General features: G+C 56.4%; 12 protein-coding genes. 7 read left to right on the forward strand and 5 right to left on the reverse strand.

From position 1 onward, the window contains the following. The first annotated feature begins 1 nt into the window (after window position 1). Window positions 2-4,423, forward strand: coding sequence for a carboxypeptidase-like regulatory domain-containing protein (locus tag RE6C_RS10305; RefSeq protein WP_008656335.1), 4,422 nt, complete (start codon window positions 2-4; stop codon window positions 4,421-4,423). A gap of 16 nt (window positions 4,424-4,439) precedes the next feature. After that, window positions 4,440-5,240, forward strand: a complete 801-nt coding sequence (locus RE6C_RS10310) for a hypothetical protein (protein ID WP_008656336.1) — start codon at window positions 4,440-4,442, stop codon at window positions 5,238-5,240. Between the two features lie 273 nt (window positions 5,241-5,513). Here RE6C_RS10310 and RE6C_RS10315 read toward each other — a convergent pair whose 3' ends face one another. Both RE6C_RS10315 and RE6C_RS10320 read right to left on the reverse strand, forming a co-directional pair. Further along, a complete protein-coding gene (locus RE6C_RS10315; protein WP_236618091.1) occupies window positions 5,514-10,076 on the reverse strand; it encodes a vWA domain-containing protein in 4,563 nt (1,520 codons plus the stop codon). Between the two features lie 304 nt (window positions 10,077-10,380). Further along, entirely contained in the window at window positions 10,381-13,629 is a 3,249-nt protein-coding gene (locus RE6C_RS10320; protein ID WP_236618092.1) for a DUF6797 domain-containing protein, read from the reverse strand. Between the two features lie 215 nt (window positions 13,630-13,844). Between RE6C_RS10320 and RE6C_RS10325 the strand changes: the two genes are divergently transcribed. From RE6C_RS10325 to RE6C_RS10350, 5 genes are all read left to right on the forward strand, one after another. Further along, entirely contained in the window at window positions 13,845-14,303 is a 459-nt protein-coding gene (locus RE6C_RS10325; RefSeq protein ID WP_008656341.1) for a hypothetical protein, read from the forward strand. A 492-nt stretch (window positions 14,304-14,795) separates the two neighbouring features. Further along, a complete protein-coding gene (locus tag RE6C_RS10330; RefSeq protein ID WP_008656343.1) occupies window positions 14,796-16,559 on the forward strand; it encodes an SMP-30/gluconolactonase/LRE family protein in 1,764 nt (587 codons plus the stop codon). A 355-nt stretch (window positions 16,560-16,914) separates the two neighbouring features. Continuing rightward, window positions 16,915-17,220 (forward strand): hypothetical protein, encoded by a 306-nt coding sequence (locus tag RE6C_RS10340; RefSeq protein ID WP_052034943.1) that lies wholly within the window; start codon window positions 16,915-16,917, stop codon window positions 17,218-17,220. A 96-nt stretch (window positions 17,221-17,316) separates the two neighbouring features. Then, window positions 17,317-18,417, forward strand: a complete 1,101-nt coding sequence (locus tag RE6C_RS10345; RefSeq protein ID WP_008656346.1) for a quinone-dependent dihydroorotate dehydrogenase — start codon at window positions 17,317-17,319, stop codon at window positions 18,415-18,417. Window positions 18,418-18,496: 79 nt separating this feature from the next. Then, a complete protein-coding gene (locus RE6C_RS10350; protein ID WP_008656348.1) occupies window positions 18,497-19,432 on the forward strand; it encodes a ThuA domain-containing protein in 936 nt (311 codons plus the stop codon). A gap of 158 nt (window positions 19,433-19,590) precedes the next feature. Here the strand turns inward: RE6C_RS10350 and cydB are convergent, their stop codons facing one another. From cydB to RE6C_RS10365, 3 genes are all read right to left on the reverse strand, one after another. Then, window positions 19,591-20,661 carry a cytochrome d ubiquinol oxidase subunit II gene (gene cydB / locus RE6C_RS10355; protein WP_008656349.1) on the reverse strand — a complete coding sequence of 357 codons (1,071 nt, stop codon included), beginning with the start codon at window positions 20,659-20,661 and terminating at the stop codon, window positions 19,591-19,593. After that, complete coding sequence (locus RE6C_RS10360; protein ID WP_008656350.1) at window positions 20,661-22,133, reverse strand: cytochrome ubiquinol oxidase subunit I; 1,473 nt, start codon at window positions 22,131-22,133, stop codon at window positions 20,661-20,663. The genes cydB and RE6C_RS10360 overlap by 1 nt, the downstream gene beginning before the upstream one ends. Before the next feature lie 75 nt (window positions 22,134-22,208). After that, the coding region (locus RE6C_RS10365) for a methyltransferase domain-containing protein (RefSeq protein WP_039961755.1) at window positions 22,209-22,545 on the reverse strand (337 nt) is incomplete at its 5' end.

Genomic DNA, 22,545 nt, shown 5'->3' on the forward strand with positions numbered 1-22,545 from the left:
CATGAGCAAGACCAACAACAGTCCCAACGTGACCGAATCGCGACTGCGAGATTGGCGAAATCAGCCAACCGCATCGGGATCGCGACTGCGCATCAAGGTTGCGCTGACGATCGTCCTCGCGTCCTTGCTCGGGATCTTTGTGGTCTCGGTTTGGCGTCCGCTTGAATCACCTCGTCTGTTGATTCAATCGATTGGGCCAGTGCCACCTAAAAAGACACAACCTGCCCCGGTGATTCCGGCGCAGGCCGTTGCTCTTGCATCGCTGGATGCCTTCTCCTCATTCGGTCAGGCAATGCCGACGGCCAGCGTGACTCCAACGCTCTCGCTTTCCGCCGCCAATCAAATCGCACAAACCGATATCACGAACGGTACCCGACTCATTCACCTTGCCGGCACAGCATTGGTGGTCGACGGCCATGCGATCATGTTGTCATTGAATTCCGAGTCGACGTTGCAAACATCGCCGCTGGACGTCTCCGAACTCCTTCGACATCTCAGCAAAACTCAAACGCCCGTGATCGTGTTGATCGACGCGATTGAAAGCGTCGGCGATTCAATCGGACGGCTGCCCGAGATGAACGCCTGGCAGTTCGCTCAGTGTCTCGATCGAGAAGTCTCCGCGTTGAGCCATTCGAATGTGTTGGTCGTCACACACCACAGCCAAATCAATCATGAGCTGATCGATCCAGCCCAACATGTCACGCCGCTGACCCAAGCCGCGATGAACGGCTTCGAAGAATCCGCGGACAACAACGCTGACGGTGTGGTCTCCGTCGCCGAATGGTTGAATGTGGTCAGCCCCGAGCGTCCCGATGGCGACGACCAAGCAGTTCCCCATTCCTTTTCCAGCATCCCGCGAGGACATTGGAAACGCTATTTGTTGGCGCCGGTGCAGACTGCTCTCGATCCCAAAGACGACGCAACACCCGCGGCGCAAGCCGAAGCGAGTGCGACGACATCGACAACGGCCGACCTACCCAGTGCCACTCGGTCCGTTGCCGCACCGCCGAATGCCGCCCCAGAACAAGCCAAACATCACACGGTCGATGTGACCGCACCGACGCTGGCTGTTGCAATTCAGATGCACGCGGATGGCATTCGCACCAATCGCAGTGACCAGTGCAGCGAATTGTTCGAGGGACTGCAAACGCTGCTCAACGCGGATGCCACCGAAGCCACCGCGAAAACTTGGATTGACTCGCCGATTCCAGCCAACGCAACGTGGGACGAAGTGGTCTGGGCCAGATCCGTGTTGCAGCAAAACGCACCTTGGTCACTCAAGCAATCACTGATCAAGTGCCGTGTGCTCGCCAACCAAGCCGCGATGAACTCGACAGTCCGCACATGGTTCGAACCCGAACTAGCAGAAACGCAATGGGTGCGACTGGACGCTGAACGGAGCCTGGTCAGCCCCGTGCGTTCGGACTATCTGGCTCATGTGCAAGCACAAACCGAAAAAGCGATTCGCGCGTTCACAAGACTGCAAAAGGATGCGTTGGCGATCGATCAAGCCGGTGAACTGCGAGATGAAATCATCGATCACTTGAATGCATTTGTGGCGATGCCCATTCGCTCCAAATCGCTGATGGATGATTCCGTTTGCCAGTTGCTACTTGAAACGATCGCATTGCAACGATGGCTGGACTCTGCCAACAGCGATTCGATGTACCAAGGCGACGCGATGATCCAGTCCGTCAAACATCGTTTGTCGGGTTTGCTGGCTGAACTTCAATTGCAACTGGACCAATCATCGTCGACCATTCAAACGGTCGCGGTTTCGCGGTCCAGCGAAGGGTTCGTTGAAAGCACACGGACGCGAATCCAGCGTTCGACGTTGGCGGCCCAACTCGAACTAGCTGGGACGTCGAGCAAACCTGGGACCCTGGATCGATTGCAGAAAGCCGCCCAGACCGCGAGCCAAACGCTTCTGAACGCGTCAACATCGGAAGACGAAATGGTCAACGCCGTCGACCAATACAAACAACTCGTGCGTGCCCTGAAATCGGATATCCAAACGCCCGCCAAGCAAGACACTGCGGCAAAAGAGCTGGACGTGGCAATGCAGCGTTGGTCGCACATTCTGCCAACGCTCGTCGCCGACACGCGTGCATGTGCCGTCGATGCAACCAAAGACGAACGAGAACGTTACGCGATCTCGAACAGTCGCTACCAACGACTCGCTGCTTGGATTGGATTGCCCGCACTGCCCCGAATCGAATCCAACACCAACGTTGACGTGACCGTCCAAGGCTCGCTGGCAATGTCAGATCGCGTGATGTTGAACATCGCGGTCCAATCGACTTCGCAATCGATGGGTTCGGGGATCTTGGAAATCGAAACCGATGGTGGTTGGTTGCAAATCAACACACTGGCTGATTCGACCATCACACCCGTGCAACGCGTCTCAGGTGAAACTGATTATCGCTCGATCGTTTCGCAAAGAGCCACATCGACCGCAACGGCGTCAGAAAAGCTGGGCCTGTTTTCGAAGCAAAAGACCGCTTCAATCGAGATCCGTCGAGCGTCGCAGGCTGGAAACGCGAAGACGCCGGAAACATCCGCGATCAACCTTCGTTGGATCACTCAGAACAATATCTTTCGCACCAGTGTGCCTTTGGAATTGCCGCTGTCCGAATTTGCGGCCGCTCGATCCAGTGCCGGCGACTCGTGGGTCATGCACGCCAACCGAGACCTCTTTGCGCCGTTGTGGATCCAGCCACTGGATTCGTCGTCGCAGTCCTTGCAGGTGCGTCTGCTGGGTTGGTCCGAACCGGGACGAACTTGCCCGCCGACGATGAAATCGGAGCAAGCCAAGCGGTGGCTCGCCACCCAAACGCCTCCAACCGAGTTGGCGATCCAGCCCAAACTGGCGACGGCATTGGGACAATGGACGAAGGTCATGTTTCCCGCTGCCAAACTGGAACCCGACGCGCCACCAATCACAGTCGCATCGCTTTGGTGCGAAGTCACCGACGCTGAAAACGATCGCGTGCAATGGATTGACTTGAGTCCTCGGGTGTATCGCCCGGACTCGCTGATTCAGCCAGTCGTGGCTTACGACCACAACGCTCGCAAAGTCGATGTGTCGATCAGCGCTCTCGCTGGCGTCGATGGACCGACACATGTTCGCATCGAACTGGTCGACTTGCTGACTCATCTGACCGTTGCCCATGGCGAACAAATGATCGCCCCGGATTCTCGCGTCACCAAATCGTTCTCGTCCGCCGCTTGCGATGGGCACCCCATCGGCGTTCGAGTGTTGAGCGACCAGTGGCCGAGTGCCTTTGTGTTTCACTTGGCGGGCAATCGCAGCGAGCAATTGCTCACGCCATCCGACGACCACGCCGCCATCGTCATCGGGGCTCCTTTGTTGCCTGATGCACCGGCCTCCCAGGACCTTCCGCCGGTGATCGTTTCCAAAGACGCTGAAACAGTCTCCGCCGATGTATGGGTTGACCTCAGCGACAAACTGTTCCACTACGGCAGCGACGTTGTGACATTGGGATTGGATCTGAATGGCGATCGCTACTTGCAGAACGAACCAACCGTTTCGGTCACCACGCCTGCCGCGATCGAATTCACTTGGGCCGGTGTGGATCCACTTGGCCAACCGGGATTGAAAAGTCGTGTGCGTCCACATCGACTCAGCGTGCCGGTGGGTGTGGTCCGAAACCAGCGTGCTCCGCTGATCGCCAGCCTTCAACGAGGCGAGCAACTCGTTTGGAGCAACCCGATCACGGCTGTGTTTGACACGTTGCCACCCAAGCTGAAGGACATTCAGATCCGATCACCGCTGCCAGCGATCTTGGGCGGGCCGGTGGAAGTTCGTGCCACTGTCGATGACGCGGGACTCAGCGAAGCGGCCTCCATCCAAGCGGCTTGGGCAACCGCCGGCCAACAAGAGTTCACGCCCGACGTGAAACCCGTTCCTGGCCAACGACTCGGTGACGGAAGCTGGGTCGTCATTCTGCCGACGGACAAACTGGCATCGGGAACACACACGTTGCTGATGCAAGCAACCGACGCAGCAAATAACCCGGGCCTGATCAAAACGCTTGCGATCGAGTTGCTGACCGAAGCCGAGTTGCAAGCTCGCCGCGAAGCCGAAGTCACCGTTCTGCAAGGCAAAATCGCCTATGTGACTCTGCCAGTCGCAGGCATGAAGGTCGCGCTCAAAGAGTTGCCAAAAGAAAAGCCTGACAATTCGGACGAAAAAAGCGTGGAACAACCCTCCCAAGCGTCGAATTTACCCCAAGAGGCACTGACCGATGCGAGCGGTCATTTCGTGTTTCCCGCCGTGAAGGCTGGCCAATACGAATTGACATTGGAAGGCCTCTATCGCGGGGATCGCTATCGCAGAAGTGTGGAAGTCGCCGTGAAACCGCCTCAGCCAACTGACCTCCCCACCATCCGCATCGATTGAAGACGAACGCCCAAACATGAACGCGAGACGGTCAACAACGAACGGCATGACGGGAGCCACCCATGCGTGGCCGTTGCTGCTCGCGTGTGGCTGTCTGGTTCTCGCATCCGGCTGCACGTCGTTGAACGTCTTGGAGCGTCAGGCCACCACGCCGGTCTTGATCGGCCCGGATGGAGTCGCCACTCCACCGGCCCCGGTTCCTATGACGCTGCCGCGTTTCTTGGGAATCGATACCATCGGTCGTCGCTGCATTCGCAAGACGGTGCTGCTCGGCCAAATCACCTATGAAAAAGCAGCGACCGCGGTTCCTGCGTTGCAGCCGCCACCGATGAGTCTGCCATCTTCGCACCCTGCCAATGCGGCCTCGCCTTCGCCTGCCGTCGCGGGTGCACTGAAAGTGAAAGAAGCGAAGGTCGCCACCGCCGCCAAGGTAAAAGCCCTCGGTGTTTTGGCCGGCGAAGACTGCTCCGTCAATCCGCATGTGGAAGAAGCCATTCTCGCGGGACTGGACGATGTTTCGGCAGAGGTCCGCATCGCGGCCATCGAAGCGGTCATTGCCTCGCGTCGAGGATGCGATCCCGGTTGCGGAGGATGTTGCAGCATCCCGATCCGTCAAAAGCTCACTCGAATGGTGTTTGAAAAGACCGGACCTTGTTGTTGGTTTGAACCCAGCTCCAAAGCCCGACGTTTGGCCCGCTTGGCACTCGATGCCTGCGGAGGCCCGGTCGAACCCGACGCCTGTGGCTGCGAAATTCAAACGGACTATCCGATTGAAGGACCACCGCCCGAACTGATCCAACAGATCCTGTCGGAATAATGTCAGCCGCCTCGCTGTGACTTCGCAAACGCCGACATTACAAACATCTCGAACCACGCTGGTTCCAAAGCGTCCTTCTTCAAGGATGTGCAGTTTCTGGTGCCGCGTTTTGGCGGGCTTCTGCATTTAATAACCTCTCCCGAAACGAGGTTTTGGGGGAGGTCGAGCGACGCCGTTCAGGCGTACGCGAGGGAGGGGGCCGAGTATGGGAAGCGGCACGCACTGCTCTCCCGCGAAACCAAACGCAAGCGAACAACGTCGAACGGCAATCGTTCACCGTCGACTCGTCGCTCCCAACGTCGCAACACTTGGGAACATCGAACCGTCGACTGGCTGGATCGTGCGAACCGATTGACGCTTCATTTCCGCGATCGATTGCATTTCGACCTGGACCTCTGCGGTCGGGTCGGTTTGCCGGAAAACATGAAAGCTTCGCCGGCCGCTATCGTCGTACCAATGGTCTTGCGAACCAGCACCTTCGACATGAACGATTAACATTGAATCGTGATCAGGGGCCTGCGAGGTGGGATACTCCAACCCAACTGAAACCTCGTCCCCTTGGCGACTCAGATGAACCTTCACGCCAGGAAAGTTCGCCAGCGTCTTCGTCTGTTTCGGTTGTGATCCCGCAGCAATGGAAACGCTTTCGCTTGCTAAACACTTAGCCGAACACCACGTGTTGATTTGATAACCCACCGCATCGCTTGGCCAACCCAAGCAATCGAATTCGGCGACCGGACACGGCTTGCCTGCCACCCACTCAAACGCGCCGTTTCGATAAGCCACTTCGGGCGATTGCTTCTCACCAGAGTTCCCCTGCCGCACCGGATGAACCTCCACCCACATCGAAAGTGGACGGTCAGCAACCTGTGCGTCGGTTCGTTGCATCGACAACTGAAAGCGACATCGATTCCCTTGGACCGAAGGCGTGTACACTCCCATCCGAACCGAAGTGGCATGCCCCTCGGGTGTTGCCAACACGCTGAATTGGGGAGCCCCATTGAGATACGGCAGCGTCGCCAGTGGGTGCTCCATCTGGTTGGCGATCAAATCCAACTGGTCGCCCGGCGATACTGCGAGGACCGTCGATTTGTCGCCAACGGTCGCGGTCACGGCCGTGTTGACGGACTGAATTTCAGGCAGCGTGATCGTGTCGCCAAACGTGCCAACGTGTTTCGTTCCATCCGCCAATTGCAACTCGAACGTTTCGGACGATGACAACTCTTCCAATCGTTTGAGCAACTCCGTCGCTTCTTTGATATCCGTGATCGATTGACCGCCGGTGCCGCTCGCGAGAGCTTCGAACTCAACCGCTGCGGCCGCGGCCTCGTGGCTGGCCAGCCCATACCCAATGACATGCACTTGGACGCCCAGTGTCTTCGCCCGAGTCACCAACTGACCAATCGAGAAGATCGCTTCGGGGGTTGGATTGAATTGGTAGTTGCGACCGTCAGAGATCACCACCACGTCTTTGCGAACACCGTCACCCGTTCGGCTGATGTCCTCCATCGCCTTCCAAATTGATAGATAGAGCGGCGTTTGCCCCCAAGGAACGGCCGCATCAAAATGCTGACGAGCGAGCTCCAACTCCGCGATGTCAAAGCGTCCGGTCGGCAGCGCCACTTCGACATCTTCGAATGGTTGGATTGTCGGTGGGAAAGGAAAACGCTTGTGATAGCGTTTCTGCAACAGAGTTGTTTGACCACCTCCATCGCTCGAATCCTTTGCTGGATCGCCCGCACGAATTGCCATTCGATGACCATACAGAACCAAGCCAACCTGTGACGGTCCAGGCTGCAGCCGACGCATCATTTCGTAAACGGCTGAACGGGCGGCTTCGAACTTGCTTGCACGTTGTGCCCCCAATGCGGAACGCCCCATCTCTTCGCCGAGAGGATCGTTCATAGACGCCGAACAATCCATCACAAACGTGATCGCGCGCCCTGCATCCATCGCATCACGAATCGTGACCTTGGCTCCTTTTTGAACCGTTTGACCGCGACTGGTCACGCCAAACGCCGTGCCCGACGACATGACGGAGGATTGATAACGGTTGCCGCGAAAGTTCACCTCCGCCAACGAAGCCCGCTTTTGATCGACGGCCAACATCAGCTCCACGTTGGTCGGTGCATCGGTCGCTTGGATCGACACCGCTTGCTGAGCATCAGACGTTTTGATGCCGTCGCGATGAATCGACATCACCGCGATTCCCTCGGGAAGATCCCCCTGGCCGTCCGCCGTATCAAGCTTCACCGAAACCGATTGGGTCTGTTGATCCAAGAAGGATGGCTGCGAAGTCGCATGGACGATCAAGCCCTTGGTCGATGCCGTCCGGCGGGCCTCCATCTTGACCGTCACGGAACGCTCGATCGATTTCCAATCCGGGGTCTCATTGTCTTCGGGTTTGGCCAACTTCAACAACGTTTGAGCGGTCGCGTCAAAGTAGGCCGTGCCGTTGCTCGTCGGTGCGTACCAGAAATCGCCCAGCACCTCGTCGATTCGACAAGCCAATCGCCACTGCCGAGACGTTCGTTGATGATCCGCAATCACCTGCGAAAAGGCTTCGTCCACCACGATCGAAACCACATGTCGCCAGGCGTGATCGTGATCAACCGACGTCAACGAACGCAAACGTCGCCGCACGTCGGATGGGCTGGTCTCATCCGGATCCAAGCCTAACAAAACCGCCAAGAAATCATTGCTGATGTGTTTGTTCGATTCGGATTCGTGCTCATGCTCGTGATCATGTTCCAATGACTGAGACAATGGCTCGAAGGGCTCCATCGCCAGCTTTTCATCCGTCTCACGAAGCTGTTTCTCCACCCGCATCGCCTGATAGGGATCGGAAGTCAACAACATCGACGCCGTTGCTGCTTGAAAAGAACCGCCGATGTGTTCCAGGAACTGACCTGCCCGTTTGGATGCGATCACGATCTGGTCGTGAGTCTTCGTCGACCAAACCTGTTTGCCATCGATGAACTCATTCAGCAGCGTGTCCAGCGCGATGACGTCGTTCAGGTTCGCCTCGTGAGCGTCATGTTCTTCATGCGTTCCGAAGGTCGTTGCCTCTTCATCGATCGATTGGAACAGATACGGCAGTTCCGAAAATGCTCGATCTCGCGTTTGCCATGCATCGACCAAACCCGCCAAAATGTCTCGGCGTTCCTTGACGACACGCTCGAAATCCGACAACGCTGACACGACGGAATCGTGTGCATCTCCATCCTGTCCATGCTCGATCGAATTGACGTCTGACGATACCGTGGACGCCAAAATCGTATCCGCCAGACGTCGTCGACTTTGTTGCACGTCCAACGTGATCTGGTCGACGGCGGGAAAGATCGCATCGGGAAGACGACGCACCACGTGCAACCATTCTGTTTGCGCCTTTGCCGTGCGTTGGATCCAATCGGGATGTCTCCAAAAGCTCAATTCGGAAGCATTTGGATCCTTTCGTAAATGCTCGCCCGCTTGATAAATCGCGTACAACATCGGCACCGGCATCACTTTGTCGTCGTCCAAATCGGCCAGCAATTCTGCCGTGGTTTCGCGAGTCGGTTGCTTTGCGATCGTCGACCAAACTCGCTCCGCCTCACGATCCATTTCGACATCAACAAAGTGAGACGACTCACTCGCCCGATTCGCGATTTCCTGGCGGAGTCCCTGCAACTGTCGATCAAGCCGACTGTACCATCGAGCACTTGATGCCTTCGCGGCTTCTCCACCGTAAACCGATTGAGTGATCGCGTGCATCGTGCGTTGGATCTGCGACCAAGCGTGTGCGTCGACCGAACTTGGGTCGTGTTTCTCGAGAACGACGACTGAATCAATCGCCGCTTTCAATCGATCTGTTTCACCATTGGACGGAGGAGGCGTTTTGACATAGGTGGCCCCGAAGCGTCCGCGACTGGCGCGTGCGACGGTGACCGGATTGGACGACGCGGTTCGATGCAGTGTTGGTGTTTGGGCCACGCCGCGATGCTGCTGCGACCACCCGCCAACCTGCTGGCGGACGAAACGATGCAGTTCCTCAGTGTCGACCCAACCATCCGCCCGGCTCGTTGTCCCATAGCCGTCCGCGGCACCCGCCAATCCTTCGGCAACGTACCGGGTGAAGACGTCTCCATCACCGCGCCGGGAATAGAAACTGCGCTGCCCACGTGCTGTCGACGACAGGATCGTGACGTTGGACTCGGGATAATTGCGAGCGTGCCGGGCCAGTGTCTCGGTCAATCGATCATCGAACTCGTTGTCGGCAATTCCCGCGGGCCAGTGCGACCGCAGCCGACCGCATTCGAGCAGCAACAACATCGGCCGAACGTCGTCACGCGACTGAATTTGGGCGACTCGATCCAAAAAATCATTGATCGGAAACCAAGTGGAACCATCCACGACCGAACCGTTGGGTGGCACCCAGCACGCTTGCCCATCGTCATTCACAACGCCGTGCAAATTGACATAGAAAATCAGTGGGCGATCCCTCGGACATGAAGCGAGCGCCGCCCGAATGGAGTCGTCGGCCTGATCCCAAAAACCACCCGCCAACTCGCCAGCACCGGGCAAGGCCTGGACCGAATACGTGCTTTGACCCAACGTCCGAATCCAATTCAAGTCTTCAGCAACCCAAGCGTTCACGTCCCACTCGGGACCGTAAACACCCGTCAACGTGAAGATCGGTGTCCGGGCGGAGCGTGACAGGACCGACGTGACGAATCCCCCGCTGACCAAGACCATTGCGATCAAGCAAAGGCCTAGCAACAACGGTTTGCGACCAGCGGATCCCTTGATGGCAAACATGGACGATTTGGCGGTGGCGTGGCCGGGATTACTCGTCATGCAACAACACTCATCAGCGATTCGAACTGGACGCCTCCCAATCAGCGGCAGTGCCAAAACGGACTACCACTCGTTCGAATCATCGGAATGCGAGCAGACGACATTTCGCTTGCAACGCGAAAAATCGGAATGACCCCAACCGCCGCCCGCATAATCGGTACAACTCAACGAACCCGACCAGCAGGCCTTTCCTTGATTCGCCAACGATGCCGTCGTTGCGAACGGTCACCGATCAAACGAGTTTCACGCGGTTCCGCGCTCTGCCCGATCCGAGCAAAGCGATTCCAATTGCTGCACCGGTCGATCAATTCAGTTCGTGAATCGTGTTGTGGATCACGCGATGAATCGGTTCTCCGTCCGCACCTCGCAATTCCATCTGAATCTCCATGCACCACGTCGGCTTCAACTCGGGAAGCTCCAGCACGATCTCGAGTTGCTCAGCATCCCAATGGGCCGACGCGACCTCGATGGTTTGCGTATCAAAGTGCTTGGAACCGTAGTTCTTCGATCGCTTGATGTTCCAACGGCTGATCAAAAAGCTTTCTGGCAAAACCGACTCAGGATCGACCTCGTCGCTCAATCCGATTCGCACGGTCGTTCCACGACAGTTCAGACTCAACGGCACGTGGATCGGTTTGCCGGTGTAGCGAACCCGGTAAAAACCACCGTCGGCTTGTTGGGTTCCCGCCCACGAGTACATGCCGGTCACGTACAAGTCACCATCGTCGGGATGGAATCGTCCACGCATGATCCCGGTCGGGAATTGAGGCAGCGGCAATTCACACATCCCACCCTGCATCTGATCGCCAATGATCTCATGCGGGGCAACATACAGTTTGCCGTAGCCGTAGGACATGTTCAGCAGAGAACCTTTCAGCGGCCCCCACTTGTCACTGGTCACCCACAGCAACTCCGCCGGCGAACGGTCGAACGAATTGGTGATCCAGCACATCGGCGGCTCCATCGCGGAGTCGCTTGGATCGGTCACGTCGTGATACCCCAGCATGTTGCCATAGAACCGGCCCGGACGAACCCAGTTGATTCGATTCTTTGGATTCCAATGCCCTTCTTGGTCCGTGACAAAGAACGTCCCATCGTCATTGCGGCAAACGCCGTTGGCGGCACGAAAACCATTCGCGAGAATCTCGGTCGACGATCCGTCCGCAGAAACCTTCAACAACGTTCCATGATGAGGAACGATCGCGGGCAACGCGTGGCAAGCTGACTTGGCATAGTAAAAGTTGCCATCGTCATCGCATTGCAATCCCATCGCGAATTCATGGAAGTGGTCGGTGACGTAGTGATCGTGGTTGAAACTCTCGTAGTAGTCCGTTTCACCGTCGCCGTTGAAATCATGCAAGCGGCAAAGCTGGTCGCGACAAGTCACGAAGATCTCACCATCGCGAATTTTGATTCCGAGCGGTTGAAACAAACCCGATGCGATCCGCTGCCAGGTCACCTCCGGTTGATGCAATCCGGTGACCTTCCAAACGTTCCCGTCCCAGTCACTCAGGACGGCGGATTCACCATCGTCCAAGAAGTCGACACCGGTCAATCGCATCCGGCAGAACCATGGATTGTTCACCGGGTACTGAATCGTATCGACCGCGAACGGTCCGCCATCGTCCGCGGTTGTGATCTTCGTGGTGACGATTTCGGGCCAGCGTTTCGCATTCTCGCTCGTGGACGTCGCCCATTCTTTTGCCGAGCGAGCAGCGGGATCGATTCCTTCGATGAGTTCGCCAATCGTTTGCTCTGCGTCTGCTTTGCTGTCGCACCGAAAGGCATGAACGGTGAAGTCTCTTGCATTCGCGTTTGGCATCAATGCCAGTCGAATTTGATCGTCGGCGAATTGCCATTCCAGTTGGCTGACATCCCCCGCGACGGCGAATACCAACGCCTCAGAACCATCCTCGGAGCTCGACCAAACCGCCTTTGTGTGGTCCGCGTCCAGAAACACTTCGCCCTCTTCACGATCAGCCACCCGCATCGTCAACCGACGCTCGTTGGCATCCACGGAAAGCGACCGTTGGAAAATGGCGTTCTCGCCCAGTTGTTCCAGCGTCGGCCGCTCGTGAACATCGATTCCGCCAACGCGGTAGTGCAGGATCGTTTCCATCCCGTTGACGTAGGTCCCTTGGTAGTCGATCCAGTCACTCGGCAACGGGCCATAGAATCGACCGTCTCGTCCCGGTTCACGGACCTCGTCAAAGGAATCATTTTCAGGGTTCGCCCATCCAGGACCGTTTGCGTTTTCAAACACCACCTCGCCGACGATGCGCGGGTGTCTCCGATGGACACCGTTGAAGTTGATGCCGTTGTAATCGATGAACTCATCGCCCAACCAAGCAACCGCCACTCGCATTGTGTCGTGCTCATAAACGACGCGATGCTCTCCTCGCGTGATCCCGCCCCGACCTTGGTCAAGACGAATGGCGTGCCCTTTGTAAGCAAAGTTTTTCGCGTCGTTGCCGATCTCAACCGTCGCCATCAAGTTGGGGCCGTAGTCCATTTCCCGCCAGGCCTCAATGAGCGATGGTTCCGGACCGCGCGTATCACCCTTGGGCAAACTCGCCAGGTAGTCTTCATCCACCCGAGCAAACTGAGTTGGGTTGTGCTCCTTCAAGTAGGCATGACGGATGTAGTGAATCACGTCGTACTTCTGCTGCGGCACCAAGTTTCGTTGCGGCAGCATCAAACCAAACCCTTTGGTGATGGTTTGGTACATGCTGTGAGGATCAAATCCGTTCTTGAATTTGCCGGACGCAAATCGCAACGACGTCGGCAATGAACCTGGGGCATCAACCGTGCCGTGACAATTCACGCAAGTCCGGTTGTAGATCGCTTCCCCACGCTTCATCGCTTGTTGATCCAGCGAAGCGAGAATGCCAGCGTGGTCGATGTGCGATTCGTATTCCGGCAATGGCTCGGCCGTCGGCATGACCTTCGGTTGCAATTCGCTTGCCCGCGCCGCACCACCATCGCGAATTTCAATCAGGTACCGCACCAAGTCCAAAAACGCTTGGCGGCTGCCGATTTGGCCCGCGACACCTTCGGGCATGACTGACAATTCGCTCGTCGCGACGTCCTCAATGTCATCCGCACTGACTTCGATGGTTTTGCCAGTCGATGGGTCACGCAATTGGACCGACTCATCGGACTGAGCCACGAGAACACCGGTCAGCACTTTTCCATCGACGGTCAAAACTTGAACCGTCTCAAAACCCTTTGAGATACTCTTTGACGGATGAAGAATCGCATCGACGACGCCGGCATTCGACAGGTCTTGATTTGGCGAGGCGAGATTCGGCCCCACGTTGGCTTGCGACTTCTCCGCCGAATCATTGACAGCATGACAATTGGCACACGACATCGTGGGGGTGAAGAACACCACCGCTCCACGTGCGGCATCGCCACCGGACACAGCCGCCGCAGCAAGCTTCTCCGGCGACTCGAACATCAAGGCCTGCAAGACGGCTCGGTCATCCTGTGCCCTCGCAGTGGATCCAATGCCGAACAACAGCAGCATTCCGAAAATGGTGATTCGATTCACAAATCGTTTTCCCTTGGAGGCCAGGCAAAGCATCGCTGCCCAAAAACAGTTGGCTACAGAATAGTCATCGCAGCGATTTCTATCTTCTGCTTTTTGGAGCATTCGCACCAGGAGAACGCCACCGGTGAGTGGGAATTCCCACCCGCCGTCAGGCCGCTAAGATATCGCGACCGCCCCTTTTGATTTGGGATCTTCAGCTCACTCTTTGAGACGATATGAAAGCCGCCACGATCAGCCAGTTGAAAAAAGAACTCGCCAAGCTGGATGAGGATGAGTTGCTCGACGTTTGTGTCCGAATGGCCAAGTTCAAAGTCGAGAGCAAAGAACTGCTGACGTACTTGCTGATGAAAGCGGACGATGAACCAGCGTACGCGGATGAATTGTGCGACGAGATCGACGAGCACCTCTGCGTCTCCGGCAAAATCCACAAAAAGACGCTTCGCAAAATTGTCCGCTGGATGGACAAGTCACTGCGGTTCTCCGGCGACAAAGAAACCGAGCTGCAAGTCCGGATTCACTTCTGCCAGCGGATCAAGGAAAAACGAATCAGCTTCGGCGGTTGCCGCGTCAGCCAAAACATGTACGCGACGCAGCTCAAGAAAATCGACAAGGCGATCGAAAAAGTCCATCCCGACCTGCAGTTCGATTTCAACCGGCAACTCTCTGGGCTGTGAATCGCTTCAGACCAAACCACGCTCCCGCAACCAATGCAATACTCGCGGGGTCAAACAGGATCATCGATGATCCACTTCGGAAACGTGTGTACTGACAATCCAACGTACCCTCGGCCAACATGATGTCCGAAATGCTATCCAGGAACTGCGCTGACCTTTCGCGGCAGGTTGGTTGCTTTGCAGCGTCGATTGCCGAGTTACCCGTCCTGCCGTTTCGTTGAATCGACGTTCCGTCTAGAAGACGCTCACAGTGCTACGTCACGTGCCATCCCAATTTGCACCAATCGCGACCTTGAATTCTCGAGATCGTCAACGGCTTGATGCCTATCGATTTTCGCTCCCAAAGCAAAACGATCTCGCCTCGACTATCTTGATGGCCCCCTCCATCTCTCCCCGAAACCCCCTCCCTCACGTCAGCGGTTTGATATGACATTTGCGACTCACCACTGCGCTCGTTCACGACGAACCAGATCCTTCACCCTATTCCTCGCTGTGGCCAGTGCACGAATCTCGTTCGTCTTGTTCCTGCTGCCCGCGATGGTGACGTTTGCTCAAGAGAGCTATCCCGTGCACCCCGACACAGTGGCGAAGGAAGGCGTTCCCCGAGGAGTGGTGACGGCCCATCGATTCACCGACAGCAAGATTTATCCAGGTACCGAACGCGACTACTTCGTTTACGTGCCCGCCCAATACGACGAGTCCTCCCCGGCCGCATTGATGGTCATGCAGGACGGTGCCAAGTACGTCCGCGAAAAAGGCGAGTATCGATTGCACCATGTCTTCGACAACCTGATCCATCGCGGCGAAATGCCGGTCACGATTGCCGTCTGCGTGAACCCCGGTGTCGTTCCCGGTGGCGAAGGGGCTCAGGATCGTTTCAATCGCAGCTTTGAATACGACACCGTGAGCGATCGCTACGCTTCGTTCCTGATCGATGAGTTGATCCCCGAGGTCCGCAAATCCTATGCGATCACAGACGATCCCAACCTGCGAGCCATCGGTGGCAGCAGCAGTGGCGCAATCGCCGCGTTTGGCGTGGCCTGGCACCGTAGCGATCAGTTCCGCCGAGTCTTCAGCACCGTTGGCACCTACGTTGGGCTGCGAGGCGGAAACGAATACCCGACCCTGGTTCGCAAACACGAACCCAAACCGCTGCGAGTCTTCCTGCAAGACGGCAGCAATGACTTGAACATCTACGGCGGCAGTTGGTGGCACGCGAATCAAACGATGTTGGCCTCACTGCAGTGGGCCGGCTATCAAGTCAAAAACGTCTGGGGTGAAGGCGGCCACAACGGCAAACACGGCGCAGCGATCTTTCCCGATGCAATGAAATGGCTGTGGAAAGATTTCGATCGTCCCATCGAAACCAACGTTTCAGAACATCCTGAAATCAGAGACCGCTTGATCGAGGGCGAATCGTGGAAACTGGTCAGCGAAGGCCACAAGTACACCGAAGGCCCCGCCGTCGCGCCCAGCGGCGACGTGTCCTTCATCGATGGGCCAAGAGGCGAAATCTGGAAGATCGCTGCCGGCACGAACAAGGCGACCAAGTTTGTTGACGACCTGCCAGGCGTTAGCGCCTTGATGTACGACGCGGCCGGCCGTCTCTACTGCGCACGAAACAAAGCCCTGACCGTGACACGGATCGATCCCGATGGCCGACGCACTGATCTGTGCTCGGGCGTTTCCTGCAACGACTTGGTTGTGCTGGAACATGGCATCTACTTCACCGGTCCCACCGAACAAGCCGTCTGGTACTTGCCGATCGATGCCGACGGCAATCCCCGAGGTGACGGCAAGCCAATTCAAGCCGGCAAAGGACCCAAGAAACCTAACGGATTGATCGTCACACCCGACCGACGGTTTCTGATGGTCGTCGACGCAGAAGGCCGTTACGTGTGGTCCTACAAAATCGACGCCGCGACGGGAAAACTCTTGTACGGCCAGCCCTACAGTTACGTCCACACGCCGCAAGACGACATGATCGGCGGGGCCGACGGAGTCACGATGACAAAGGATGGATCACTCTTGGTCGCCACCAAGTTGGGCATTCAAATCATCGACCCGCCCGGCCGAGTCCACCTGATCCTTTCGCGCCCCAGTTTGTCAGGCAAGCTTTCCAACTGCGTTCTGGCCGGTGAGAACATGTCCACGCTGTACGTTACCTGCAGCAGCAAAGTGTTCTCAAGAGAGACCAAGCTCGACGGCATCGCCCCTTGGCAACCGGCGGTCCAACCGCCCAAACCACGACTCTAATTTGGAAGATGTGTGACTCTTCTCGTTGGCCAACGGCGTTCTTCAACGTCACTTTGGACAAAGCCCATGGAACGATCAGTCGTTGGTAACCCGACGCGTGAGCGAGAAACAAGTCAACTGCATGTTTTCCTCGCTCACGCGTTTTGGATTTGCGATTCTTCGACAAATGGCCAACGGCCTTTCTCAACATAGCCAGCGGGCAACGCCCCTGGACCAGGAGAACACGCTCCCATTTTGGCCAACGGCCAAATTCAATTCAACACGTGTGGGTTGATGTTGGCCGTTGACCAACAAAACCGACTGCAAAGACGCACCTTCAAAACTCACTGAGGAGCCAGAGTTGACGAAACGAGAGATGGATCAAAAAGCCGCGATCATGATCGTGATCGATCACCTGGGCAACATTCCGCCCGGCACCAAGTGTTCGGCGGTACTCTTTGACCGCGAAAGGATCCGCCGGGAAAAGGAGTTCTACGCGAAGCTCTACAGCGAGAACGGTGTACATGATGCGGAGATCCTGCACGCGATGGTATCCGCCAACGTGCCCGACGATCCCTACTGGTTGGTCTCATTGAAAACCAGCGACGGAGCGATGGGAGACATCACCCAACTGCACCGAGTCGATGACCGAACCGGAAAAATCATCCCTGATCCAGCCTAGTCGCACCGAGAACAGCCGCGTGTGTGTCCTCATGCGCAATGTACCAGAAACCTGCCTGAAAAAATCACCAGCACTCCTTGTTCCGAGACGACAGCATTGAATCCCTACCAAACGCTCGTCCGTCCGCTGCTCTTTTCACTCGATGCGGAAACAGCCCATCACTTGGCAGTGGAAGGGTGCCGATGGATGGGCGTGTTGCCCGGGGTTACCAAGGTTGCACGGCGTTGCCTGGAGTCTCATGATCCAATCTTGAAGACCGAAGTGGCTGGGCTCCGATTCGACAATCCAATCGGACTCGCGGCCGGGTGGGACAAGAACGGACGCGCATTGCGAATGCTGGACGCCTTGGGATTCGGGTTGGTTGAGATCGGTTCCGTGTCGGCCAGAAGGTCCAGCGGCAACCCAAAGCCACGCCTGTTTCGGCTACCTCAAGACAGCGCCGTCGTCGTGAACTACGGACTGCCCAACGATGGCGCCGAAATCGTTGCCAAACGCCTGGAATCGCATCGCGGCCGCCTTCCGCTTGGTGCCAACATTGTCAAAACCAACGACGGTGCCAACGCCCCAGCGTGCAGCGACGAGCAGATTCTGAGCGACTACGAATTCAGCACGCGACGACTTCATCCTCACGCGGACTACCTGATGTTCAATCTCAGTTGTCCCAACGCCCAAGGCGGCAAGAGCTTCTTTGCCGAGCCTGGCAATGTCGAACGTTTGCTGGAACGTTTGGCTCCACTGCAGATCCAATCTCCCGTCTTTCTCAAGATAGCACCCAACAAGGATCCCGGTCATCTGGATCGCTTGCTCACGCAGTGCGAACGCTTCGACTTTGTGCGTGGCTTCTGTTTCAACCTGCCCTCCCAAAAGCCACCGCTTTCGGTCGCACCGGAACATCTGATCGACAAGCCTGGTGCTGTGGCGGGCCGTCCCATCGCTGCATTGATCAACGATTGCATTTCAGAATTGTACCGCCGGATGGATCACGATCGATACATTGTCATCGGTGCCGGAGGTGTCTTCACCCCGCAAGACGCGTACGACAAAATCCGTCTCGGTGCTTCGCTGGTTCAGGTCTACACCTCCATGATCTACGAAGGCCCCAGTGTCGTGAAACGCATTTGCACCGGTTTGGCGGAGTTACTCAAACAGGATGGCTTCAATCATGTGAACGAGGCCGTCGGGAGCGCACACAGGTGAACATCGCCATGCTCGATCACTTTCCATCAAAGAACTTGAAGCGTCGACTCAGATCGCATCACTTGGAGCAACCTTCGAAATGACGAACCAAACCAACCGTCCGGCAAGCGAATCAACACATGCATCACGAAGAAAATTCATCAAGACGACTTCCGGACTCGTGGCCGCTGGTGCTGCGGTATCACCAACTCATGGATGGTCTGATGAGTCGGCTGATGGTTCCACTCGAGTCCTGATCGTCGTCGGCCCCAGCAGCCATCCGCCGGGTACTCACGAGGTCGCTGCCGGTGGTCGGCTGATGAAACACGCCCTCGAACAGATCGAGAATCTGTCGGGAATCCAGGCGGACGTGGTCGAAGGCTGGCCCGAAAGATCTCTTCGCGACGCCGCATCAACGGTTGTTTTCATCGGCGATCTGTTCCCGCCCAACCGCCTCCCCAACCCGCAGCAGAACCTTGCCGACCTGGATGAAATGATGCAGCGAGGTGTGGGCATCGCATGCATTCATTATGCGACGGGCTTGCTGGGCGATGACGTCACGCCTGACGGCGACCACCCGCTGTTGAAATGGATGGGTGGTTACTTCGCCAACCGTTCTTGCCCGCACCACGAATCGTTCGCCAGAGTCTTCCCCAAAGCAACCATCACTCCCGTGGAGACCGACCATCCGGTCACGCGAGGCTGGAAAGAATTCACCCTTCGCGACGAGCCCTACTTCAACAACTACTTCGGTGCAGAGGGAAACCAAGTTGCCGCGAAAGCAACCATTCTGGCGACATCGATGTTGCCACCGGAAGCTCCCAAGCGAGAAACAGTTGCGTGGGGCATCGAAAGAGAGGACACCGGCCGCGGATTCGGCGTCGTGATGCCGCACTACTACAAAAACTGGCGTGACGAAGACCTACGCCGCCTGATCCTCAACGGAATCGTCTGGAGTGCCAAAATCGAAGTTCCAGCGAATGGCGTGAAAACCAAATCGCCAAACCTAGCCGATTTCGACCCAAAGTCCATTTAGCGTCGCTAATACGAAGGTTCGCCAGAATCACCCGCGAAAACAGTCGCTAGTTCCACGAACCGAGATTGCTTTGGCGATGACTGTCCTTGAAACAATGAAGCCTCATCTGATGCAGCGCGTTGCAGATCTCCATCAAGGAAAATCTGAACAGGTAAGAATCAATAGCTATTTGGATCAAGTTTGACTTTGCCGCGAAAGATCCAATAGATGACAACCGTATAGCTCAGCACACAAGGGATTCCGACGACTGCGATTACAAGCATGGTCCACAACGTTTGATGACTGCTGCGTCCGTTGAAGACCGTGATGCTGTTTTCATCGGCGAGATTCGACAGCATCAGGTTGGGGAAGATCGCCACGCTGAACAGACACGCTAGCGCCGCGATTACCATCGTCGACGTGAAGAACGCGTAGCCGGGACGACCAAGATGCATTGCTCGCGGGATGTTCAACACGGCGAAGAAGTTCAGGATCGGAACGCCCCAAAGAATTGGATAGGCGTACAGGTTGTCGGTCGCGTGGGGAACATGAAACCAGGTGGCAACGGACACCAAAGTGTAGATACCGCAGAAGACAAAGAACAACGGAAGGATCACGCCCTTCACGCGGGCTTGCAATTCATCTTCGGTCTTCAAGTACAAGTAGATCGCTCCGTGCAACGCGAACAACGAAGCCGTCATACCGCCGACGAGCATCGGATACCAGTAGACCTGCGACAGCAAGTTGCCCTCGTAGTAGAACCTTGGCCCCAATTCCATGCCGGCCATGATGTTGCCCGCCGCGACGCCTAACAATAACGCGGCAGTCAGCGATGACAAGAAAAAGCCAATGTCCCACACTCGTCGCCACGCCGGACTTTGGACCTTCGATCGAAACTCCAAACTGACCGCTCGGCCGATCAAGCACGTCAGCAACAGGAAGAACGCGGTGTAGAAACTGCTGAACACAGTCGCGTAGGCATTCGGGAACGCGGCAAACAAAGCACCACCAAACGTCACCAACCAGACTTCGTTGCCGTCCCAAAGCGGACCGATCGAGTTCATCACCAACCGTCGTTCAGTGTCCGTTTTTGCGATGAACGGATGCAACATTCCGACGCCCAGATCGAAGCCGTCCAGGATCGCGTAGCCGGTGATCAGAACACCGAGCAGCAAGAACCAAATGTACGTCAGCGTGTCGTAGCTGAGTAATTCATGGTTGAACCAATCAAAGATGTTTGCCAACAACATTACAGCACCCCCTCGTCCATCATGCCGCGGCCACGTGAGGTGCCTTGGTGTTCGATCAGTTCAGACATGTCGCCCTTGCCAATCTTGGCTTTGTACTCGACCAGTTCCTCGGGACTCTCCGGACCGTGTTGAATTTTGTTGTTTAGGACAAAGACCCAAACGGCAAACAAAAGACTATAGATCACACCGAACAGAATGATACTGCTAAGCACTTGCTCGGCCGTGACCGATTCGCTCAACCCGTCAGCCGTCTTCAGTCCTATCATCTCGACGCCGTCTTGGGTGGACGGATAAACGATCCACGGTTGGCGGCCGACCTCCGCGGTGATCCAACCAGCTTGGTTGGCCGTCATCGCCGCCAGCGGCATCAGGACGATCGCCCACATCAATTTTCGATGTTCAAGCAAAGTCCCACGGAACCAGAACCAACAACCCGCCGCCGAGACGACAATCATGAGGGTTCCAAGTCCGACCATCAAGTGAAACGTTTGGAACGGCAACCAAACCGGCGGCCGCTCCTCTTCGGGAATTTGGTCCATTGCTGGCACCGGAATGGTGGGATCGTTGTAAACCATCAACGACAACAGGTAAGGCAACTGCACGCCAAATTTCACCTCTTCGTCTTCTGCATCCGGCCAACCAAACAGCCACAATCCCGTCGGCTCTTTCGTCGTTTCAAAGTGGGCTTCCATCGCGGCCAATTTCGCGGGCTGTGTTTCAACCAATTGCTGTGCTGAATGATGCCCCGTGATCGCGGCGGCAAAGCTGAACAGCAATGCGGATGGTAGTGCGAGTTGCAAACACCGCTTGGCAACCTCTTCATGCTTGGATTTCAGCAAGTAGTACGAACAAACCGACGCGACGAAGAACGCACCCAGCACCATCGCACCAATCAGCGTGTGAGTCAGCCTGTCGACCGAGGATGGATTAAAGACCATGCCCCAGAAGTCGGTGATCTCCGCCCGTGGCATCATCTCGCCTTGCACGTCGTGGTAAACGATGTGGTACCCGGCCGGAGTTTGCTGCCAACTGTTAGCGACAACGATCCAGACCGCGCTGAACATCGAACCGAGAAAGACCATCGCGGTACTAAACAGGTGCATCTTGGGGCCGACTCGGTCCCAACCGAACACCAGCACGGCAAGGAACCCGCTCTCAAGAAAGAATGCGAAGATCCCTTCAGCCGCCAGTGCCGAGCCGAACACGTCACCAACGAACCGCGAATAGACGGCCCAATTCGTGCCAAACTCAAATTCCATCACGATCCCCGTCGCGACGCCCATCGCGAAGTTGACGGCGAACACCCGCGTCCAAAATCTTGCCGCCGCTTCCCAAGCGAGGTTCCGCGTCCGAAAGTACATCAGCTCGCAAAGGAACAGTTGCAGTCCCAAACCGATCGAAAGCGGCGGGAACAGGTAATGAAACATGATGGTACCGGCAAACTGCAACCGGCTGAGGATTTCAACGTCCATCGTTGGCTCTCGAAGTGGCGGAACTCGTAAGAGTTTCGAATTTCAGATACGCGGCAAAAGTCTTGACAACTTCCGCTACGGTGATTTTGGTTTCTCGAATCGGAGCAGGTAGTTTTCCTCGAACGCTTCGACGTCGATTTCGTCGATGAATTTGAATCCAGCAGCAACGATTTCGCTTTGGAACACTTCTTTGCCGGCACGAACATGGCCAAGCAGGAATTCACGTGACACGCCGGGGATACGTTCAAAGTCGATCAGCACGAGACGGCCGCCGGGTTTGAGGGCACGGTAGATTGAGGCGAGTGATTGCTGTGGGCTTTCGAAGTGATGGTAGGTGTCACAAATGAAAACCAAGTCCGCTGATTCGGGTGGCAATCGGATCGACACGTCGGTGCCGAGAACGGTTGTCAAA

It is taken from the genome of Rhodopirellula europaea 6C, assembly GCF_000338295.1.
Lineage (GTDB): Bacteria > Planctomycetota > Planctomycetia > Pirellulales > Pirellulaceae > Rhodopirellula > Rhodopirellula europaea.

What these genes read in the sequence shown, in the direction of transcription:
- RE6C_RS10305 (WP_008656335.1), top strand. Translation starts at nt 2, where the DNA reads ATGAGCAAGACCAACAACAGTCCCAACGTGACCGAATCGCGACTGCGA.
- RE6C_RS10310 (WP_008656336.1), top strand. Translation starts at nt 4,440, where the DNA reads ATGAACGCGAGACGGTCAACAACGAACGGCATGACGGGAGCCACCCAT.
- RE6C_RS10315 (WP_236618091.1), bottom strand. Translation starts at nt 10,076, where the DNA reads ATGACGAGTAATCCCGGCCACGCCACCGCCAAATCGTCCATGTTTGCC.
- RE6C_RS10325 (WP_008656341.1), top strand. Translation starts at nt 13,845, where the DNA reads ATGAAAGCCGCCACGATCAGCCAGTTGAAAAAAGAACTCGCCAAGCTG.
- RE6C_RS10340 (WP_052034943.1), top strand. Translation starts at nt 16,915, where the DNA reads ATGGATCAAAAAGCCGCGATCATGATCGTGATCGATCACCTGGGCAAC.
- RE6C_RS10350 (WP_008656348.1), top strand. Translation starts at nt 18,497, where the DNA reads ATGACGAACCAAACCAACCGTCCGGCAAGCGAATCAACACATGCATCA.
- cydB (WP_008656349.1), bottom strand. Translation starts at nt 20,661, where the DNA reads ATGTTGTTGGCAAACATCTTTGATTGGTTCAACCATGAATTACTCAGC.
- RE6C_RS10360 (WP_008656350.1), bottom strand. Translation starts at nt 22,133, where the DNA reads ATGGACGTTGAAATCCTCAGCCGGTTGCAGTTTGCCGGTACCATCATG.